We start from the raw sequence: 15968 nt of genomic DNA on the forward strand, positions 1-15968 counted from the left end.
GGTGAGCGGACCCGATCGGAGGATGAGAGCTATGGGAAAAAGGATTGAAGTCGAACCGGGCGTCATGCTGAACGTCGAGGATGTCGGACAAGGGGACGCCGTCGTCTTCCTGCACGGCTGGCCGGCCAGCTCGCGCATGTTCGAATACCAGGCGATGCTGCTGCCGCGCCACGGGCTGCGGTTCGTCGGCATCGACTTCCGCGGCTTCGGCAAGTCCGACGCGCCGTGGGAAGGCTACGGCTACGACCGCATGGCCGACGACGTGCGGGCGGTCGTGGACGCGCTCGCGCTCGAGCGCTTCACGCTGGTCGGCTTCTCGATGGGCGGCGCGATCGCCGCGCGCTACATGCACCGCCATCGCGAGCACGGCGTCGCCCGCTTGATCCTGGCCGGCGCCGCCGCGCCGCGCTTCACGCAGGCGAGCGACTTCACGGACGGCACGCCGGCGCAGCAGGTCGACGCGATGCTCGACGACGCGCACAAGGACCGCCCGGCGATGCTCGAGGCGTTCGGCAAGACGTTCGCCGACAAGAAGCCTTCCGCGCCGTTCGCCCAGTGGATGAGCTCGATCTGCCTGGAGTCGTCGGCGCACGGCACCGTGCGGGCGATGGAATCGCTGCGCAACGAGGACCTTCGGCAGGATCTGCCTGCGATCACCGTGCCGACCGCGCTGCTCCAAGGCATGAAGGACAAGATCTGTCCGCCGGAGCTGGCCGAGCGCACGCATGAGCTCGTGCCGCATGCCGAGCTTTATCGGTTCGAGGAAAGCGGACATGCCATGCTGTTCGACGAGCCGGCCAAGTTCAACGAGACGCTGCTCGCCTTCGCGAAGCCGGACGCGGCGGTGCCGCGCCTGTAAGCGGCGGGCGCCGCGCCGCTCTTGCAGGCAGCCGGCGGAGGCTGTGGCATGCCCGCAGGCGGCCAGGCGGAGGCTGTGGCCATGGCCGCAGGCGGCTAGGCGGCGGCCAGCGCGGCTCGCCGCCAGCCGGCGGCTGGCGCGCGGACGGCACGGCCCGCTCGCGGCCTCCATTCCAGGTTCAGGGCTGTTCCGAAGTGTCCGTGAGTCGGACCTTTGGGACAGCCCCTTTTTGTCATGGCTGCCTGTCTGCGGCTTGCCGGGCGTGCGGAAATTCGCTGACGGGGTCCAGACTGCCTTCATTCGGCTCGCCGGGCGTGCGGAAATTCGCTGACGGGGTCCAGACTGCCTTCATTCGGCTCGCTGGGCTTGCGGAGATGCGCTCACGGGGTCCAGACTGCCTTCATTCGGCTCGCTGGGCGTGCGGAAATTCGCTGACGGGGTCCAGACTCCCTTCATTCGGCTCGCTGGGCTTGCGGAGATGCGCTCACGGGGTCCAGACTGCCTTCATTCGGCTCGCTGGGCTTGCGGAGATGCGCTCACGGGGTCCAGACTACCTTCATTCGGCTCGCTGGGCGTGCAGAGATGCGCTCACGGGGTCCAGACTCCCTTCATTCGGCTCGCTGGGCGTGCGGAGATGCGCTCACGGGGTCGAGACTCCCTTCATGCGGCTTGCCGGGCTTGCGGAAATGCGCTCACGGGGTCCAGACTACCTTCATGCGGCTCGCCGGGCGTGCGGAGATGCGCTCACGGGGTCCAGACTCCCTTCATGCGGCTCGCCGGGCGTGCGGGGAGGCGCTGACGGGGTCCAGACTGCCTTCATTCGGCTCGCTGGGCTTGCAGAGATATGCGCTGACGAGGACTGTCGGCGTTCCCTCCCGCTCCCCCCTTTGACACCAATCGCCGCAATTTTCCGTTTCTAATCCCCAGCCGCTATGCTACCCTGAAGATACGACCAAATTACGACAAGGATGTCATGCGATGCCTGCGTTCACCGCCGTCTATATCGTGCTGTCCTCGCTGAGCGGCGTGCTCAACCTCCTGATCGCGATCTATGCCTTGTTCATCCGCGGCATGGTGTCGCTTCGGCGCATCTACTTGCTGCTCTGCGGCTCCTTTGTCCTCTACACGCTCGGCGCTGCGTTCGAGAAGGCTTCCGACACGCTCACCGGCGTCCTGTTCTGGACCGCCGTCCAATATGCGGGCATGCCGTTCGCCGCTCCCCTCACGCTGCTGATGGCGCTGGAGCTGATCGGCAAGCCCGATCTGCTGCCCCGCTGGGCCAAGCGGCTGCTGTTTGTCATCCCGACCGTCAGCTTCGCGCTCGTCTCCACCAGCTCCTACCACTCCTGGTTCTATCGGGAGATGCGTTTCGAGACGGTCGACGGCGTGCGCAGCATCGCGTTCGACATGGGCCAGTGGTATATCGTCCACGGCATCTTCACGTCCGGCACGCTTATGCTCAGCCTCGTGCTGGTGCTGATCCGGCTCGCCCAGCGCTCTCGCGGCTTCAAGCTGCAGCTGGCGGCCGTCGCGGTCGGCATCGCCGTACCGGTCGCCTCCTCCCTCGCCTATCTGCTCGGCCTGAGCCCTTACGACGTCGATCCCGTGCCGATCGTGCTGTGCCTGACGAGCGCCCTGTACGCCTGGGCCTTCCTGCGGGCAGACCTCATCACGATCGTGCCTGTCGCTCGGGACAGCGTCATGGAAAGCATGGGCGAGGGCGTGCTCGTCATGGATGCCGACTGGCGGCTGCTCGATACGAACCGCTCCGCGCGCCTGCTGCTGCCCGAGCTGGAAAACGCCGCCGTCGGCGGCAGCTTCCGCGAGTTCGGCTTGCCCGCGGAAGCGTCGGCCGCCTTCCACGCGGCGCTGGCGTCGGCCGGTCAAGCGGTTCCGTTCTCCCGAGGCCAAGGCGACGACGCGCTGCACTACGAGGTGTATTCCGCGCCCGTGCCGCGCGGAGCCGGACGCAGGGGCGGGCATCTGCTCGTGCTGCGGGACACGACCGAGCGCCGGCGGCTGCAGGAGGAGCTGCATCGCCTGGCCTCGGTCGATTCGCTGACCGGCATCCTCAACCGCGGCGCTTTCCTGTCTCAATCGGCGGAGGCGCTGGCCGGCTGCGTCCGGGCCAAGCAGCCCTGCTCGCTGCTGCTGTTCGACCTGGATCACTTCAAATCCATCAACGACACCTACGGCCACGAAGCCGGGGACATCGTCCTGCAAGGAGCGGCCGCGCTCGTCCGGCAGCGGCTGGAGCCGGGCATGCTGTTCGCCCGCTACGGCGGCGAGGAATTCGTCCTGCTCCTGCCGGGCTGCGGCGAGGAGGAGGCGGTCCAGTTCGCGGAGCGGATCCGCGCCGCCGCCGAGCAGACGCGTCTCGCTCTGCCGGACGGCCGCCAGATCGGCATCCGCGCCAGCTTCGGAGCCGCGGCTTCGCCTGCCGGCAGCCTCCCGGATTACCTGGAGCTGTACCGCCGCGCCGATCAGGCGCTGTACCAGGCCAAGGAGCAAGGCCGCAACCGCGTCGTATCGGCCGGCGCGGTGTAATCGCCCGCTGCGGCGGCGCAGATGCGGCGGCTCCGTCCCAAAGACGTTCTCCCGTCATGCAAGCCTCCGCTTCCGAATAAGATTCAGAGCGGAAGGCATTGCAGGTTTCGTATATCCTAGTATAATAGTAGGTATATAGGGAATTAAAATGAGACGGGAGTGGTAGGGATGGACCGCATCTCCAGGCAAGCCAGATGGACGAACGATTGGCTCGATCTGCTCAATTATGCCTCCTCGATCGGCGACGAGGCTTGGCGGCAGTCCATTATGCACGAGCTTCGCCAAGGCGACGCCCTGCGCGAGCTCGAGGAGCAGGAGGAGCGGCGGCTCCAGCTGCAGCTGGACCTTGAGGAAATCTCCCGTCAGATGGAGGGCATCTACCTGCAGCTGCGCGAGGAGGAGAGCGGCTCCATCCGCAGCAGCCTGTGGAACGCCGCCTGGCAGCTCAAAAAGGAGCGCGCCCGGCTCGTCTCCTTGCTTCGCGGCGACTCCGCCTCCCGTCACAGAGGGCAGCGGCTCGGCGGTTGAGCCAGCGGAGCCGGCCGTCGAGCGAGCCGGCTCCGCTGCCGAAGGGCCGGCTCGCTCGACGGCCGGTGCGCTGCAACGGGCGGCACGCTTGATGACCGTCTCCGTCCTGGCCATAAGCTGATGGGCGGAGCGGCGGCCGAGGGCCGCGGGCTCCGTCCGGCGCCGATCGCCTCACCCTTTCCAGAAAGGCGCGCCTGGCTCTTCCCAGCCCGCCCGGATGCGCCGCTGCCCCCTGCGAAAAGAGGCCGAGCGCGATGCCGGATACCCGGCGCCGCGCTCGGCCTCTTCCACATTTTCCTTTAGCCGCCGAGTCCCGGCTGGCCGCTGGCCTTGCCGCCCTCCGGCTCGGGGTCGTCCTGCTGCTCGACTGCTTCCTCCGGCACCTCGCGTCCGCCTTCCCGATCTTGCTGCTCGCGGATGGCTTTGTCCTTCTCCTCATCCGGCCTTGGCATAGCTTTTCCCTCCCTTCGTTTCCTTCGCTGCTCTAGCTTGCCCGCGCCCGGCTCCTTCGAATCCGCCCCGATGGCGGCCAGGCTCTAGGCCCCGGCCGAGCCCTGCTGCTTGCGGAACATGCCGTACAGCTTCGTCACCGTCGCCGTGCTGATCTCCATGTCATGCTCGTACGCATACTTGACGGCGTAGCCGAGCGCAAGCGTCATCGCTCCTGCGACGGACGCGCCCGCAATCGAGCCCGCTCCCGGGAACAGCTTGACCACCTGCCGGAACACGCTCTTGCCGATGTTGCCGACGACGGTCGCCAGTACGAGCTCGCGGGCCGTCTCCTTGCTGATCGGCCGTCCGTACAGGACGGCGAGCCGAGTCAGCAGGCCGATCTGCACGGCCGTGATCGGCACGATGTCCGCGCCGGGGATCGGCGCGGCCCCGATCGCCCCTGCGGAGGCGGCCGCTCCGAGGATCCACTTATTGGCCGCCGCCGACTTTTCCTTCATGTTGCGGGCGAACAGCAGATCCTTGGACTTTTTTCGCAGCAGCTCCAGGATGGACGCCCGCAGCCGGTCGATATTCTCGCCCGTCCGCGAGGACACCGGCACGACCTCGAAGCGCCCGCCCGTCTCCATCCTTACGCGCTCGACGATCCGCTCCACCTCGTCGGCGGCGTCGATCTTGTTGAGCACGATCACGATGTTCGCGTTCGCGTCGCGGATCGCCTCGAAGCTGCGCTTCTCCGCCTCGGAGTAGACCGTGCCGGCTGCGTTCAGGAAGAACAGGATGATGTCCGCCTTGCGGTAGTAGTCCATCGTCAGCTGGGAATTCTCTACCCGCACGTCGTTCAGCCCGGGCGTGTCGACGAAGAAAATCCGGTCCTTGAACAGGTACGGCTTGATTATGGCCGTCTCTCCCGGCTCCGCGCCGACGCCGGCGACCGGCTCGCCGACGATGCGGTTGAGCGTCGACGATTTGCCGGCGTTGACGTCTCCGACCAGAGCGATGAGGATGTCCTGGTCGAGCTCTCGGCCGATCTCGCCCATGTGCTGGTCGTACTGGGCTTCCGCCGCCCGCCGCCACTCGCGCTCCCAGTCGGAGCCGGACGGCAGCAGCGCTTCGATCCTTCCTTCCCGGGCCGACATGCCGTCATGCGCCGGCCCGTCAAGGGACGGCTCGCGTCCTGCATCGCGCTGAAGCACAACGGGGTCCTTTCCCAGAGAAGTCCCTTCGCTCTGGAGGGCACCCGGCTGGCATCCTTCGGCAGAGGCCTCGCCGTCTACCCTTCCGGGCTTCATGGAGGCCGGCTCAACCTCAAAGGAGGACGCATAAGCGGCCGCCGCCTCCTTTTGGACCGCCTCTGCCCCCGTCGACGCCAAGGCCAAGCTTCCCGATTGCTCCTGCACGCCGCCCTCGTCCCGCTCCTTCATTTCCGCCGCCTCCCTTTCGCCTGCTTCGCTGGAATAGTCGTATTGCTTCCTCTTACCTCCCGGCAGGGGGGCCTGAATCGCGCGGCTGGCCCGGATTCGAGTCCCGATGCCGAGAAGCGATGCTCCAGGCAGGGTTGCGGATAAGGCGCGACGGGTAATCCATACAGACCAACCCATAATCTGAAAGCGAGGCGGCAGACGATGAAGGATCGTGACAAAGCCTCCCCCGGCGGCGTGCAGACCTATCGATTCAAAGACGACGGAACGATGCCGAACCACCCGTTCCTGCCTGTCCTGTATTATGCGGGAGCGATCGACGAGCCGGCCCGAGCGACCGTCCGCTTCGAGGCCAGCGGCTGGGGCAACACCTGGGAGAACGGCGTCTACCCCTATCACCATTACCATAGCAACGCGCATGAGGCGCTCGGAGTCGTGCGGGGCAGCGCCCGCCTCCAGCTCGGCGGCGACGGCGGACGCAGCCTTGAAGTGCGGGCAGGCGACGTGCTCGTGCTGCCGGCCGGCACCGGGCACAAGCGTCTGTCCGCGAGCGAGGATTTCCTCATCGCGGGCGGTTATCCCGGAGGCGCGAAGTACAATGTGAGGACGGGCGAGCCGGACGAGAGACATCGCGACCTGGAGGAGATCCGGCTCGTGCCGATCCCGCAGAGCGATCCGGTATTTGGCCCCGGCGGTCCGCTGACCGAGCTTTGGCGGCCGGACGGCAGGTAGGGCTTGTCAGCCTTTACACCAAAGGAAGCGGCGGACCGCTCCGCTTGCCGAGCAAGCTTCCGGCAACGACCCTTGCGATACGGAGAGACGCTATTTCGCTCAAAAAGCCTCTTTAAAACGTTTAACGATACGCACAGGCGCTATTCCGCCTCAAGAGCTGCTGATTCGGCATTTCAGCCTGCAATAGCGCTCCTCCGTATCGTTACGTTTTTCAATAAGCTCATTTATGGCAAATAGCGTCTCGGAGTTTCGTTGGCGCCGCAGCCTCCTGAAGAGGGAGCAAGCTCGCCTAGCGTTTCGCGCTTGGCGAGCCGCCTTAGGATTTATCCTCTCCCTGTCATGGCCTCCTGTCCGCCGGCCTTCATCCCGGCAGCCACCGACGGACGCTTCTAATCGGCTCCCCTCTCGCTTATACTGAATGTGAGTACTCACTCATTTTAAGTCGAAAGGAAGCGAGCTCCGATGGCGATCCAACATCCTTCAGCCGCGACGTCACCCGTGCCGGCCGCCGAGCTGCGCGGCGTCGCGCGCCGCTTCGGGGGCAAGGAGGCGCTGAGCGGCCTCAGCCTCGTCGTCCCGCGCGGCATCCTGCTCGGGCTGCTCGGCCCGTCCGGCTCCGGCAAGACGACGCTCGTCAAGCTGCTGACCGGCCTCGACCGCGCCGACGAGGGCGAGGCCTTCGTGCTCGGCGAGCGCATGCCGCGCCTGTCCGTGCTCGGCCGCGTCGGCTACATGGCCCAGTCGGACGCGCTCTACGGCGAGCTGACCGCGCGCGACAACCTGGTCTTCTTCGGCGGGCTGTACGGCCTCTCCGGCAAGCGGCTGCAGGAGCGGATGGAGGCGGTCATGAGCCTCGTCGACCTGCAGGCGCATCTGCGCAAGCCCGTCGCCGCCTACTCCGGCGGCATGAAGCGCCGCCTGTCGCTGGCGATCTCGCTGCTCCACGAGCCGGAGCTGCTGCTGCTCGACGAGCCGACGGTCGGCATCGATCCCGTGCTGCGCCAGTCGATCTGGCGAGAGCTGCTGCGGCTGCGCGAACGCGGCATGACGATCCTGCTGACGACGCATGTCATGGACGAGGCCGAGCGCTGCGACTCGCTCGCCTTCATCCGAGAGGGCCGCATGACGGCATCCGGCACGCCTGCCGAGCTGATGCAGCGCAGCGGAGCGCAGACGATCGAGCAAGCGTTCATCGTTCTCGGGGGAGGGGCCACCGCATGAGAATCCGCTCGCTCGCTTGGCGCATCATCCGTCAGTTCCTGCGCGACAAGCGGACGCTGGCGCTGCTTTTCCTCGCCCCCCTGCTCGTGCTGTCGCTGCTCTACCTTGTGTTCGGAGGCGACGCGTCCGCTCCGAAGATCGGCGTCGCCGGCAGCGGCCCCGTCGCCGAAGCGGCCGCCCAGCGGCTGGAGCTGGCCGGCGCGGCGGTGACCGCATACGCGGACCCGGACGAAGCGCTGGACGCGCTCGGCAAGCAGGAGCTCGATGCCGTGCTGGACGCCGCCTCAGCTCCGCCGCAGGCGACGCTGGAGGGAAGCGATCCGACGCGCTCGCGAGCCGCTCTGGCGCTGCTGCGCCAGGCCGCAGCCGGCTCTACCGCTTCTGGAGCGGACGCAGCCGCTCCGACGGGAGGCGCCGCAGACGGCGCCGGAGCGGATCCGACGCAAGCGGCGGCCCCCGGCGAAGACGCAGCCGGCCCTGCCATCGGAGCCGCCGGCATGCTGGAGCCCGCCTACCTGCACGGATCGGCGGAGCTCACGGCATTCGACTCGCTCGGTCCCGCCTTGATCGGGCTGTTCGGCTTCTTCTTCGTCTTCCTGCTGGCGGGCGTCTCCTTCCTGCGAGAGCGCACGACCGGCACGCTGGAGCGGCTGCTGGCGACGCCGATCCGCCGCCATGAGGTCGTCGCGGGCTATCTCGGCGGATTCGGGCTGTTCACGCTCGCGCAGGCCGCGCTCATCGCCTGGTACTCCGTGTCGGTGCTCGGCCTCCACCGCGAAGGCCCGTTCTGGCTCGTCCTGCTCGCCTGCCTGCTGCTGGCGCTGACGGCGCTCACGCTCGGGACTTTGCTGTCGACCTTCGCGAGCAGCGAGTTCCAGATCATCCAGTTCATCCCGCTCGTCATCGTCCCGCAGGTGTTCTTCTCCGGACTGTTCCAGCTGGACAGCATGAACGAAGCGGTGCGCCAGATCCGCTGGGCGATGCCTCTCTACTACGGCGCTGACGCGCTCAAGGGCGTCATGCTGCGCGGGGAAGGACTGGCGGAGGTCTGGCCGCCGCTTGCGGCGCTGCTCGGCTTCGCGCTGCTGTTCGCGCTGCTCAACGTGCTCGCGCTCAAAAAGCAGCGATCCGCATAATGCGTGCGCTCCGCTGCCACTTCAAGGGAGGGAACGATAGATGAACCGACATGAACCGTGGCTCGAAGAGCTGCTGCAGGGAGCCGCGGACGAAGGCAAGACGACCGCCAGGCAGGCGAGGATCGTCGAGGCGGCCGTCGAGCTGTTCGCCGAAAAAGGCTTCGCCGCCGCTTCCACGAGCGAGATCGCCGTTCGCGCCGGCGTCGCCGAGGGCACGATCTTCCGCCATTTCAAGACGAAGCAGGAGCTGCTGCTGCGCATCGCCAAGCCGGCGATCGTCAAGCTGCTCGCTCCGTTCCTGCTCCGCGAGTTCAAGGACGTGCTGGACGTCCGCTACGACAGCTATGGCGAGTTCGTGCAGGCGATGCTCGCCAACCGGCTGGAGTTCATCCGCCAGAACCCGCGGCTCGTCAAGATGATCGTCCAGGAGCTCCCGCTGCAGCCCGATCTGCAGGAGCAGGTCAAGCAGACGCTCGTGCCGCTGCTCTACCCGCGCCTGAAAGCGGCCGTCGAACGCTTCCAGGAGCAGGGGCAGCTCGCGCCGCTCCCGCCTCCGACCGTGCTGCGCCTGACCGCCTCCGGCATCCTCGGCTATATCGCCGGGCATCTGGCCGCCGCCGCAGGCCGCTTCCCGGACTGGGACGACGAGGCGGAGCTGCAGGCGACGATCGCCTTCATCGTGAAGGGTCTGTCGCCATAGCGGACATGACACCGCGTCCGCATCGGACCCTTTCTGATTGATCCTCCCTCGCGCCGGGGTAATGACTCGCAAAATCCGAGCCGAAGGGTGATCCGAGCTAGATGGAACGCAACCATACGATGATGCAGTTTTTTGAATGGCATGTGCAGGCCGACGGGAAGCATTGGCAGCGCCTCAAGGAGCGTGCCGGCGAGCTGAAGGCGGCCGGCATCGACGCCGTCTGGATTCCCCCTGCGACCAAGGCCTCTTCCCCCGAAGACAACGGCTACAGCGTCTATGACCTCTATGATCTCGGCGAGTTCGACCAGAAAGGCGCCCAGCGGACGAAATACGGCACCAAGGAAGAGCTGCTGGAAGCGATCGCCGCCTGCAAGGAGCAGGGCATCGCCGTTTACGCCGATCTGGTCATGAACCACAAGGCCGGCGCGGACGAGAAGGAGAAGTTCAAGGTCATCGAGGTCGACGGCGAAAACCGCCAGGAAGAAATCTCCGATCCGCGCCACATCGAGGGCTGGACGAAGTTCACCTTTCCCGGCCGGGGAGACGTGCACTCCGCGTTCAAGTGGAACTTCACCCACTTCAACGGTACCGACTTCGACGCCAAGCGCGATGAAACCGGGGTATACCGCATCTTGGGCGAAAACAAGCAGTGGAACGAGAACGTCGACGACCAGTTCGGCAATTACGACTACCTGATGTTCGCCAACATCGACTACAACAACCCCGAGGTTCGCGAGGAAATGATCCGCTGGGGCAAGTGGCTCGTCCGCGAGACCGGCGTCGACGGCTTCCGCCTCGATGCGATCAAGCATATCGACCACACGTTCGTCCGCGACTTTTGCCGCTCGGTCAAGGAAGAGGCGGACGGCCCCTTCTATATCGTGGGCGAGTTCTGGAACAGCATCACGGAGGATTGCTTGGCTTATCTGGACGCGGCCGAGCATGAGCTCGACCTGTTCGACGCTCCGCTTCATTACCGCTTCAAGGAAGCCTCCGAGGGCGGAAGGGACTTCGACCTGCGCACGATCTTCGACGGCGCGCTCGTGCGGGAGCGGCCTCAGCACGCGGTCACGCTCGTCGACAATCACGACACCCAGCCCGGAGAAGCGCTGGAGTCCTGGGTCGGCGACTGGTTCAAGCAGAGCGCCTACGCCCTCATCCTGCTCCGTCTCGACGGCTATCCGGTCGTCTTTTACGGCGATTATTACGGCATCGGAGGCGAGGAGCCGATCGAGGACAAAAAGGCGGCGATCGACCCGCTGCTGTGGGCCCGCTACCACCGCGCCTATGGAGATCAGGACGATTACCTCGACGATCCCCATGTCATCGGCTGGGTGCGCCGCGGCGCGCCGGACATCGAGCGCTCGGGCTGCGCGGTCGTCGTCTGCAACGCCGACGACTGCGCCAAGCGCATGTTCGTCGGCGAGGAGCGCGCAGGCGAGGTGTGGGTCGATCTGACCAACACCCGCGAGGAGCGCGTCGTCATCGGCGAGGACGGCTTCGCCGAGTTCCCCGTGAAGGGGGGCAGCGTGTCCGTCTGGGCGCTGCCGGAATTCGATCTGGAGCACCCCCAACAAGAGCCGGCCGAGGGCTGACCCTCGCCGCAGAGAGGAAGAGAGAGATGAGCGAACAGGTGCTGAATCGATTGGAAATGACGAGGTCCGAGCTGCTGGAGGCAGTGCGCGGCTTGCCGCAGGAGACGCTCGAGGCGCCCCGCCCGGGCGGAGGCTGGTCGGTGCTGGAGAATCTGGAGCATCTGGCCGCGCTCGAAGGCGCGATCGTCCAAGGCCTGTCGGCCGCGCTGGCCGGCCCGGAGCGCGCCGATCTGCGCCGGGCGCCGCTTGAGCTGGTGAAGGACCGTACCCGCCTTGTGGAAGCGCCGGCTCATGTGCAGCCCGCCGGGCGCATCCATACGGCCGCAGAAGCGGAGCAGGCGATCGCCGACGTCCGCCGGAGGCTGCTCGAGGCGATCGCCGCCGATTACGGGACGGAGCGCATGGAGACGCGCGGCTTCGAGCATCCGCTGTTCGGTCCGATGAGCGCGGCGCAGTGGGTCGAGCTCGTGCCGCTGCATGAAGCGCGGCATCTGGAACAGATCCGCGACACGCTTCGCCGCCTGAACGATCGCTAGATCGGTTAGAATGAACACGACATCTTTTCCGATGTCGTGTTTTTTTGTCCGTTTCCACTTGTTTACAGACTATTCTCCCCCTGCCGCCAGGAAAATTCCCCCTATTGTTTTACCGGTATTTCCCTTACATTGGGATCAAAGGGAGGCATATGCTCGGCCCCGCTTCCCTACTCTTCCGCAAAGGAGGCTTGTCCGGCCGCATCGCTGACCGCAATCGATCGCTCAGGCTGAAGATTCACGTTGGCATCATCAATCCCATTCGAACCAGGAGGCATGAATAATGACGTTACGCTTGACTGAAAGCCGCTCGCTTGTCCTGAAGGTGCTCGCCGCCTTCGCCCTGATGGCGCTGGCCATCGTCTGTACGAAGGTATTTGCTGGAAGCGCTTCCGCGCATGGCTACATCGACTCGCCCGCCAGCCGCGCCAAGCTCTGTTCCACCGGAGTGAACACGAACTGCGGCAATATTGTGTACGAGCCGCAAAGCCTCGAGGCCAAAGGCAACTTCCCGGCCGGCGGTCCGGCTGACGGCCAGATCGCCGGCGCCGGCGATGCGTTTCCGCAGTTGAACGCTCAAACGTCGACCCGCTGGTCCAAAGTAAACATCAACAGCGGTACCAACACGTTCACTTGGAAGATTACGGCCCGCCATGCCACTGCCGAGTGGAAATACTACATCACCAAAAAGGGCTGGGATCCGAACAAGGCGATCGCCCGCGCTGATCTGGAGCAATTCTGCTACGTCAAGGATACGGGCGCTCAGCCTCCGGCGACCGTCACGCATACGTGCAACGTGCCGTCCGACCGCACGGGCTACTACGTCATCCTCGGCGTCTGGGAAGTCGCCGATACGGGCAACGCGTTCTACAGCGTCGTGGACGTCAACATCGGCGGCGGAACCAACCCTCCTGCCGACACGACCGCTCCTACCGTTCCGACGAACCTGGCTTCCAGCACGATCACGCCGAACAGCGTCGCTCTGTCCTGGACCTCCTCCTCCGATAATGTCGCCGTTACCGGCTACAAGGTCTTCCGCGGCTCCACGCTGCTCGCGACCGTATCCGGCACGAGCTACACGGCAACCGGCCTGACGGCCGGCACGAGCTATACGTTCACGGTGCAAGCCATCGATGCGGCCGGCAACACGAGCGCGGCCAGCAACGCCTTGACGGTGTCCACGCCAACCGGCTCCACGCCGGACACGACGGCACCTACCGTGCCGGGCGGCATCCACGTCCACGCCACGACGTCGAATAGCATCTCCATCATGTGGACGGCTTCCACCGACAATGTCGGCGTGACGGCTTACCGCGTCTACAACGGCTCCACGCTCGTCGCGACGCTGTCCGGCTCCGTAACCGACTACACGATTGCGGGACTGAGCACCGATACGAGCTACACGTTCACGGTCCGCGCCGTCGATGCGGCCGGCAACGTCAGCGCCGCCGCTACGGTCACGGGCAAGACGGCCGTCGGCACGACCAATCCGAATCCGGGCGCTCAAGCCTGGGCTCCGGGAATCGCCTACAAAGTCGGCGACCTGGTTACCTACGGCGGAAAGACGTACTCCTGCCGCCAGCCGCACACGTCGCTCGCCGGCTGGGAGCCAGCCACGACTCCGGCTCTGTGGCTTTTGCAGTGACGAAGCTCGGCTGATGCCGGCTAAGGGCGGCGGAGGGCTTGGCCCGTCCGTCCGCTCCTCCCGATCCCCGTCCGATTCCGGACGGGGATTTTCCTGCTTCGGCACCGGCCGCCCCCTTCTCCCGACCGGAATTTGGAAGGCTCCGGTACGCCCGCTTGCTGCCTATAGCCGGCGATGATAGCCAGCTCCCGCAGATCGCTATAGCCGGTTCCGCCAAAACCGCTACAGCTGACGATTCCGGCATGGTACACTAGGAGAAAAGCTGCGGGGCGCGGCAGCGCGTCAGCGCGGGATACGGACCATCACCCGAGGAGGCCCCTATGAGCTCGACCCTGAGAGAAAAGCTGCTCCGCAAGGAAAGCGGCATATTGACTTACGGCATGACGCCGCCCAAAAGCAGCCATCCGCCGGAAAAGATCCGGGAGATCGCAGACAAGCAGATCGAGCGCCTGAAGGGAAGCGGCATCGACGGCCTCGTGCTGTACGACGTGCAGGACGAGGCCGAGCGGACGGACGAGAGCCGGCCGTTTCCTTTCCTCCAGGCGCTCGATCCGACCGAATACTACGAGGGCTACCTGAAGCAGGAGCTCGGCGTGCCGGCCATCATCTACCACTGCGTCGCCTGCGAAGGGCCCGACAAGCTCGCCAGCTGGATTCTCCGCGATCGCGACGAGCAGCGCTATTCCGTCTTCGTCGGCGCGTCCTCCAGCCGCCAGCAGGTGCAGATCCGGCTGCCCGAGGCGTACCGCATGTGCGGCATCCTCAACGAGCGGCTGCTGCCCGGGGGCGTCGTGATCCCGGAGCGCCACCGGAGCAAGGGGGACGAGCACGAGCGGGCGCGCGCGAAGCAGGAAGCCGGCTGCGGCTTTTTCGTCTCGCAAGCGACCTTCGACGTGGAGGCATCCAAGAGCTTCCTGTCGGACTATTACTACTCCAGCCGCGAGAGCGGCACGGAGATGGCGCCGATCCTGTTCAACCTCGCCCCGTGCGGCTCCGCCAAGACGCTGGAATTCATGAAGTGGCTCGGCATCAGCATTCCGAAGTGGCTGGAGAACGAGCTGATCCATTCCGTCGACATCCTGGACAAGTCGGTGCAGCTGTCCCGCCAGGTGTTCCGGGAGCTGTACCGCTTCGGCCTCGAGAAAGGCATCCCGATCGGCTGCAGCGTGGAGAGCGTCTCCACCCGCAAGGTCGAGATCGAGGCGTCCATCCAGCTGCTTCGCGACATTCGCGAGGACATGGCGCAGATCGGCGCGGAGCTCGCTCCGGCCGTCGTCCCTGCCCCTTGATCGTGTTCCACACCTCAAGCGCGCCTTCCGGCGCGCTTTTTCTTTATGCTTCTGATTCAGCAAGGTCGCGGACCGCTCGGCGCAGGCAGCGGCCGGGCAGGCGGGGATGCAAGCCTGCTCGGCTCCTTGCTTGCCGCAGCTCCTATCCGCCTCGTCCGCCTCGCTGCCCGGCAGCGAGCAGCGGGAGGCAAGGCTCGGCTAGCCCTCCGCCTCCTGGCTGCTTCCTTCCGCCGGCTCCATCGTGAGCTCGAATCCGAGCTCGCCCTGGGGCTCTCCATTGACCAATAAAGTAATGCTGTGCAATCCCGGGTAATACTTTCGCGTCGTGATCGGCTTGATCGCATGGGAGCGGACGACCGGCGTCGAGCCGCTCGGGTAGGCCCGCTCGGACAGCTTGAATCGCTTGCCCGCCAGCCGTCCGCTCGCCTTGACGAACCCGATCTCGTACTCCAGCCGCAGCGGCACCGGCTCGCCGGAGTTGTGGATCTCGAACGCGAACTCCAGCCGTCCGCCGAACGGCACGACGGGCGTAAGCACTTGCAAGTTCCGTGCGGATGCCTCCGTCGCCGGCGCGAAGCCGAACAAGCGCAGCGCCTGCGGCTCCCCCTGCTTGAGCAGCGTGCGGCTCGCATGGCGCAGCGTCCAATCGGAGCGCGCGTCACGGCCGAGATGCCGCTCCGCCAGCTCCAGCACCCGCTCGGGATGATCCTTGGCGATGTCGTTGAGGTGGTTGGCGACGCTGCGACGCACGTACTCGCTCTCGTCGGCCAGCATCGGCTCCAGCAAGGCGAGCGTCGGCTGCGGATCGCGGACGAACATCGGCAGCCGCTGCCCCCACGGCAGGCGCGGACGGGAGCCCTCGGTGGCCAGGCGGCGCACATGCTCGTCCGAGTCGCGCGACCAGCGGCCCAAGCGTTCCATCGCCCAGGCCGGATCGGCGAGCAGGAACGCCCGGACGGCGAACTCCGAGGTGGAAGCGCGGGTCAGACGCGCCAGCGCGTCCATCGCCGCTTCCCGGTCTTCCAGGCCGAACCGCTCGACGAAGTCGGGAAAGAAGATGTACTCCAGTCCGCTGAAGCGCTCCGCCGCCTGGCAGACGAGCTCGGCCGCCTCCGGAAAGGACGGCGGCAGGAAGCGCCCGAGCGCCTCTGCGGCGAGTCGCGTCCGTTCCTTGAACGAAGCTCCTTGCCACGGCTCCTCCATAGCCGATGCCGCGAACCGCTCCGGATCGAACGGCGGATGCAGCTCCTTCAGCGCCTCTCCGACTTCCAGCAGCATGCGTTCGTGGTACAGGTCTCTTAGGGGCAGCATG

At 66.0% G+C, this 15968-nt stretch carries 14 protein-coding genes; 11 read left to right on the forward strand and 3 right to left on the reverse strand.

The window, feature by feature from the left end:
- Nucleotides 1-31 precede the first annotated feature (31 nt).
- The 3 genes from HGI30_RS22160 (at nt 32) to HGI30_RS22170 (ending at nt 3934) form a co-directional block, all read left to right on the forward strand.
- On the forward strand, nt 32-859 hold the full coding sequence (locus HGI30_RS22160) for an alpha/beta fold hydrolase (protein WP_168909490.1): 828 nt from the start codon (nt 32-34) through the stop codon (nt 857-859).
- A 978-nt stretch (nt 860-1837) separates the two neighbouring features.
- Nucleotides 1838-3406: a histidine kinase N-terminal 7TM domain-containing diguanylate cyclase gene (locus tag HGI30_RS22165; protein ID WP_168909491.1), complete on the forward strand. Its 1569-nt coding sequence runs from the start codon at nt 1838-1840 to the stop codon at nt 3404-3406.
- Between the two features lie 168 nt (nt 3407-3574).
- Nucleotides 3575-3934, forward strand: a complete 360-nt coding sequence (locus HGI30_RS22170) for a hypothetical protein (RefSeq protein WP_168909492.1) — start codon at nt 3575-3577, stop codon at nt 3932-3934.
- 299 nt (nt 3935-4233) lie between these two features.
- Here the strand turns inward: HGI30_RS22170 and HGI30_RS22175 are convergent, their stop codons facing one another.
- Both HGI30_RS22175 and HGI30_RS22180 read right to left on the reverse strand, forming a co-directional pair.
- On the reverse strand, nt 4234-4386 hold the full coding sequence (locus HGI30_RS22175) for a hypothetical protein (RefSeq protein WP_168909493.1): 153 nt from the start codon (nt 4384-4386) through the stop codon (nt 4234-4236).
- A gap of 84 nt (nt 4387-4470) precedes the next feature.
- The gene (locus HGI30_RS22180) at nt 4471-5580 is read right to left on the reverse strand and encodes a GTPase (protein ID WP_407945000.1); all 1110 of its coding nucleotides are present in this window, start codon (nt 5578-5580) and stop codon (nt 4471-4473) included.
- A 429-nt stretch (nt 5581-6009) separates the two neighbouring features.
- On the opposite strand from HGI30_RS22180, the gene HGI30_RS22185 reads away from it, so the two are divergent.
- The 8 genes from HGI30_RS22185 to HGI30_RS22220 all read left to right on the forward strand — a co-directional run bounded on the left by HGI30_RS22185 (nt 6010) and on the right by HGI30_RS22220 (nt 14656).
- A complete protein-coding gene (locus HGI30_RS22185; RefSeq protein WP_168909494.1) occupies nt 6010-6537 on the forward strand; it encodes a cupin domain-containing protein in 528 nt (175 codons plus the stop codon).
- A gap of 462 nt (nt 6538-6999) precedes the next feature.
- A complete protein-coding gene (locus HGI30_RS22190) occupies nt 7000-7758 on the forward strand; it encodes an ABC transporter ATP-binding protein (protein ID WP_168909495.1) in 759 nt (252 codons plus the stop codon).
- Nucleotides 7755-8894 carry an ABC transporter permease gene (locus HGI30_RS22195; protein WP_168909496.1) on the forward strand — a complete coding sequence of 380 codons (1140 nt, stop codon included), beginning with the start codon at nt 7755-7757 and terminating at the stop codon, nt 8892-8894. The genes HGI30_RS22190 and HGI30_RS22195 overlap by 4 nt, the downstream gene beginning before the upstream one ends.
- Nucleotides 8895-8934: 40 nt before the next feature.
- Nucleotides 8935-9594 (forward strand): TetR/AcrR family transcriptional regulator, encoded by a 660-nt coding sequence (locus HGI30_RS22200; RefSeq protein ID WP_168909497.1) that lies wholly within the window; start codon nt 8935-8937, stop codon nt 9592-9594.
- A gap of 101 nt (nt 9595-9695) precedes the next feature.
- Nucleotides 9696-11189 carry an alpha-amylase gene (locus HGI30_RS22205; RefSeq protein WP_168909498.1) on the forward strand — a complete coding sequence of 498 codons (1494 nt, stop codon included), beginning with the start codon at nt 9696-9698 and terminating at the stop codon, nt 11187-11189.
- 26 nt (nt 11190-11215) lie between these two features.
- Nucleotides 11216-11725 carry a DinB family protein gene (locus HGI30_RS22210; RefSeq protein WP_168909499.1) on the forward strand — a complete coding sequence of 170 codons (510 nt, stop codon included), beginning with the start codon at nt 11216-11218 and terminating at the stop codon, nt 11723-11725.
- Between the two features lie 280 nt (nt 11726-12005).
- Nucleotides 12006-13367 carry a lytic polysaccharide monooxygenase gene (locus HGI30_RS22215; RefSeq protein ID WP_168909500.1) on the forward strand — a complete coding sequence of 454 codons (1362 nt, stop codon included), beginning with the start codon at nt 12006-12008 and terminating at the stop codon, nt 13365-13367.
- A gap of 320 nt (nt 13368-13687) precedes the next feature.
- The gene (locus HGI30_RS22220; RefSeq protein WP_168909501.1) at nt 13688-14656 is read left to right on the forward strand and encodes a methylenetetrahydrofolate reductase; all 969 of its coding nucleotides are present in this window, start codon (nt 13688-13690) and stop codon (nt 14654-14656) included.
- Nucleotides 14657-14854: 198 nt separating this feature from the next.
- Here the strand turns inward: HGI30_RS22220 and HGI30_RS22225 are convergent, their stop codons facing one another.
- Nucleotides 14855-15967, reverse strand: a complete 1113-nt coding sequence (locus HGI30_RS22225) for a DNA alkylation repair protein (RefSeq protein WP_168909502.1) — start codon at nt 15965-15967, stop codon at nt 14855-14857.
- Between the last annotated feature and the right edge of the window lies 1 nt (nt 15968).

The organism is Paenibacillus albicereus (assembly GCF_012676905.1).
Taxonomy (GTDB): domain Bacteria; phylum Bacillota; class Bacilli; order Paenibacillales; family Paenibacillaceae; genus Paenibacillus_O; species Paenibacillus_O albicereus.

Excerpts from the sequence above, each read along its gene's own strand:
- HGI30_RS22160 (WP_168909490.1), top strand. The coding sequence starts at position 32 with ATGGGAAAAAGGATTGAAGTCGAACCGGGCGTCATGCTGAACGTCGAG.
- HGI30_RS22165 (WP_168909491.1), top strand. The coding sequence starts at position 1,838 with ATGCCTGCGTTCACCGCCGTCTATATCGTGCTGTCCTCGCTGAGCGGC.
- HGI30_RS22170 (WP_168909492.1), top strand. The coding sequence starts at position 3,575 with ATGGACCGCATCTCCAGGCAAGCCAGATGGACGAACGATTGGCTCGAT.
- HGI30_RS22175 (WP_168909493.1), bottom strand. The coding sequence starts at position 4,386 with ATGCCAAGGCCGGATGAGGAGAAGGACAAAGCCATCCGCGAGCAGCAA.
- HGI30_RS22185 (WP_168909494.1), top strand. The coding sequence starts at position 6,010 with ATGAAGGATCGTGACAAAGCCTCCCCCGGCGGCGTGCAGACCTATCGA.
- HGI30_RS22190 (WP_168909495.1), top strand. The coding sequence starts at position 7,000 with ATGGCGATCCAACATCCTTCAGCCGCGACGTCACCCGTGCCGGCCGCC.
- HGI30_RS22195 (WP_168909496.1), top strand. The coding sequence starts at position 7,755 with ATGAGAATCCGCTCGCTCGCTTGGCGCATCATCCGTCAGTTCCTGCGC.
- HGI30_RS22200 (WP_168909497.1), top strand. The coding sequence starts at position 8,935 with ATGAACCGACATGAACCGTGGCTCGAAGAGCTGCTGCAGGGAGCCGCG.
- HGI30_RS22205 (WP_168909498.1), top strand. The coding sequence starts at position 9,696 with ATGGAACGCAACCATACGATGATGCAGTTTTTTGAATGGCATGTGCAG.
- HGI30_RS22210 (WP_168909499.1), top strand. The coding sequence starts at position 11,216 with ATGAGCGAACAGGTGCTGAATCGATTGGAAATGACGAGGTCCGAGCTG.
- HGI30_RS22215 (WP_168909500.1), top strand. The coding sequence starts at position 12,006 with ATGACGTTACGCTTGACTGAAAGCCGCTCGCTTGTCCTGAAGGTGCTC.
- HGI30_RS22220 (WP_168909501.1), top strand. The coding sequence starts at position 13,688 with ATGAGCTCGACCCTGAGAGAAAAGCTGCTCCGCAAGGAAAGCGGCATA.
- HGI30_RS22225 (WP_168909502.1), bottom strand. The coding sequence starts at position 15,967 with ATGCTGCCCCTAAGAGACCTGTACCACGAACGCATGCTGCTGGAAGTC.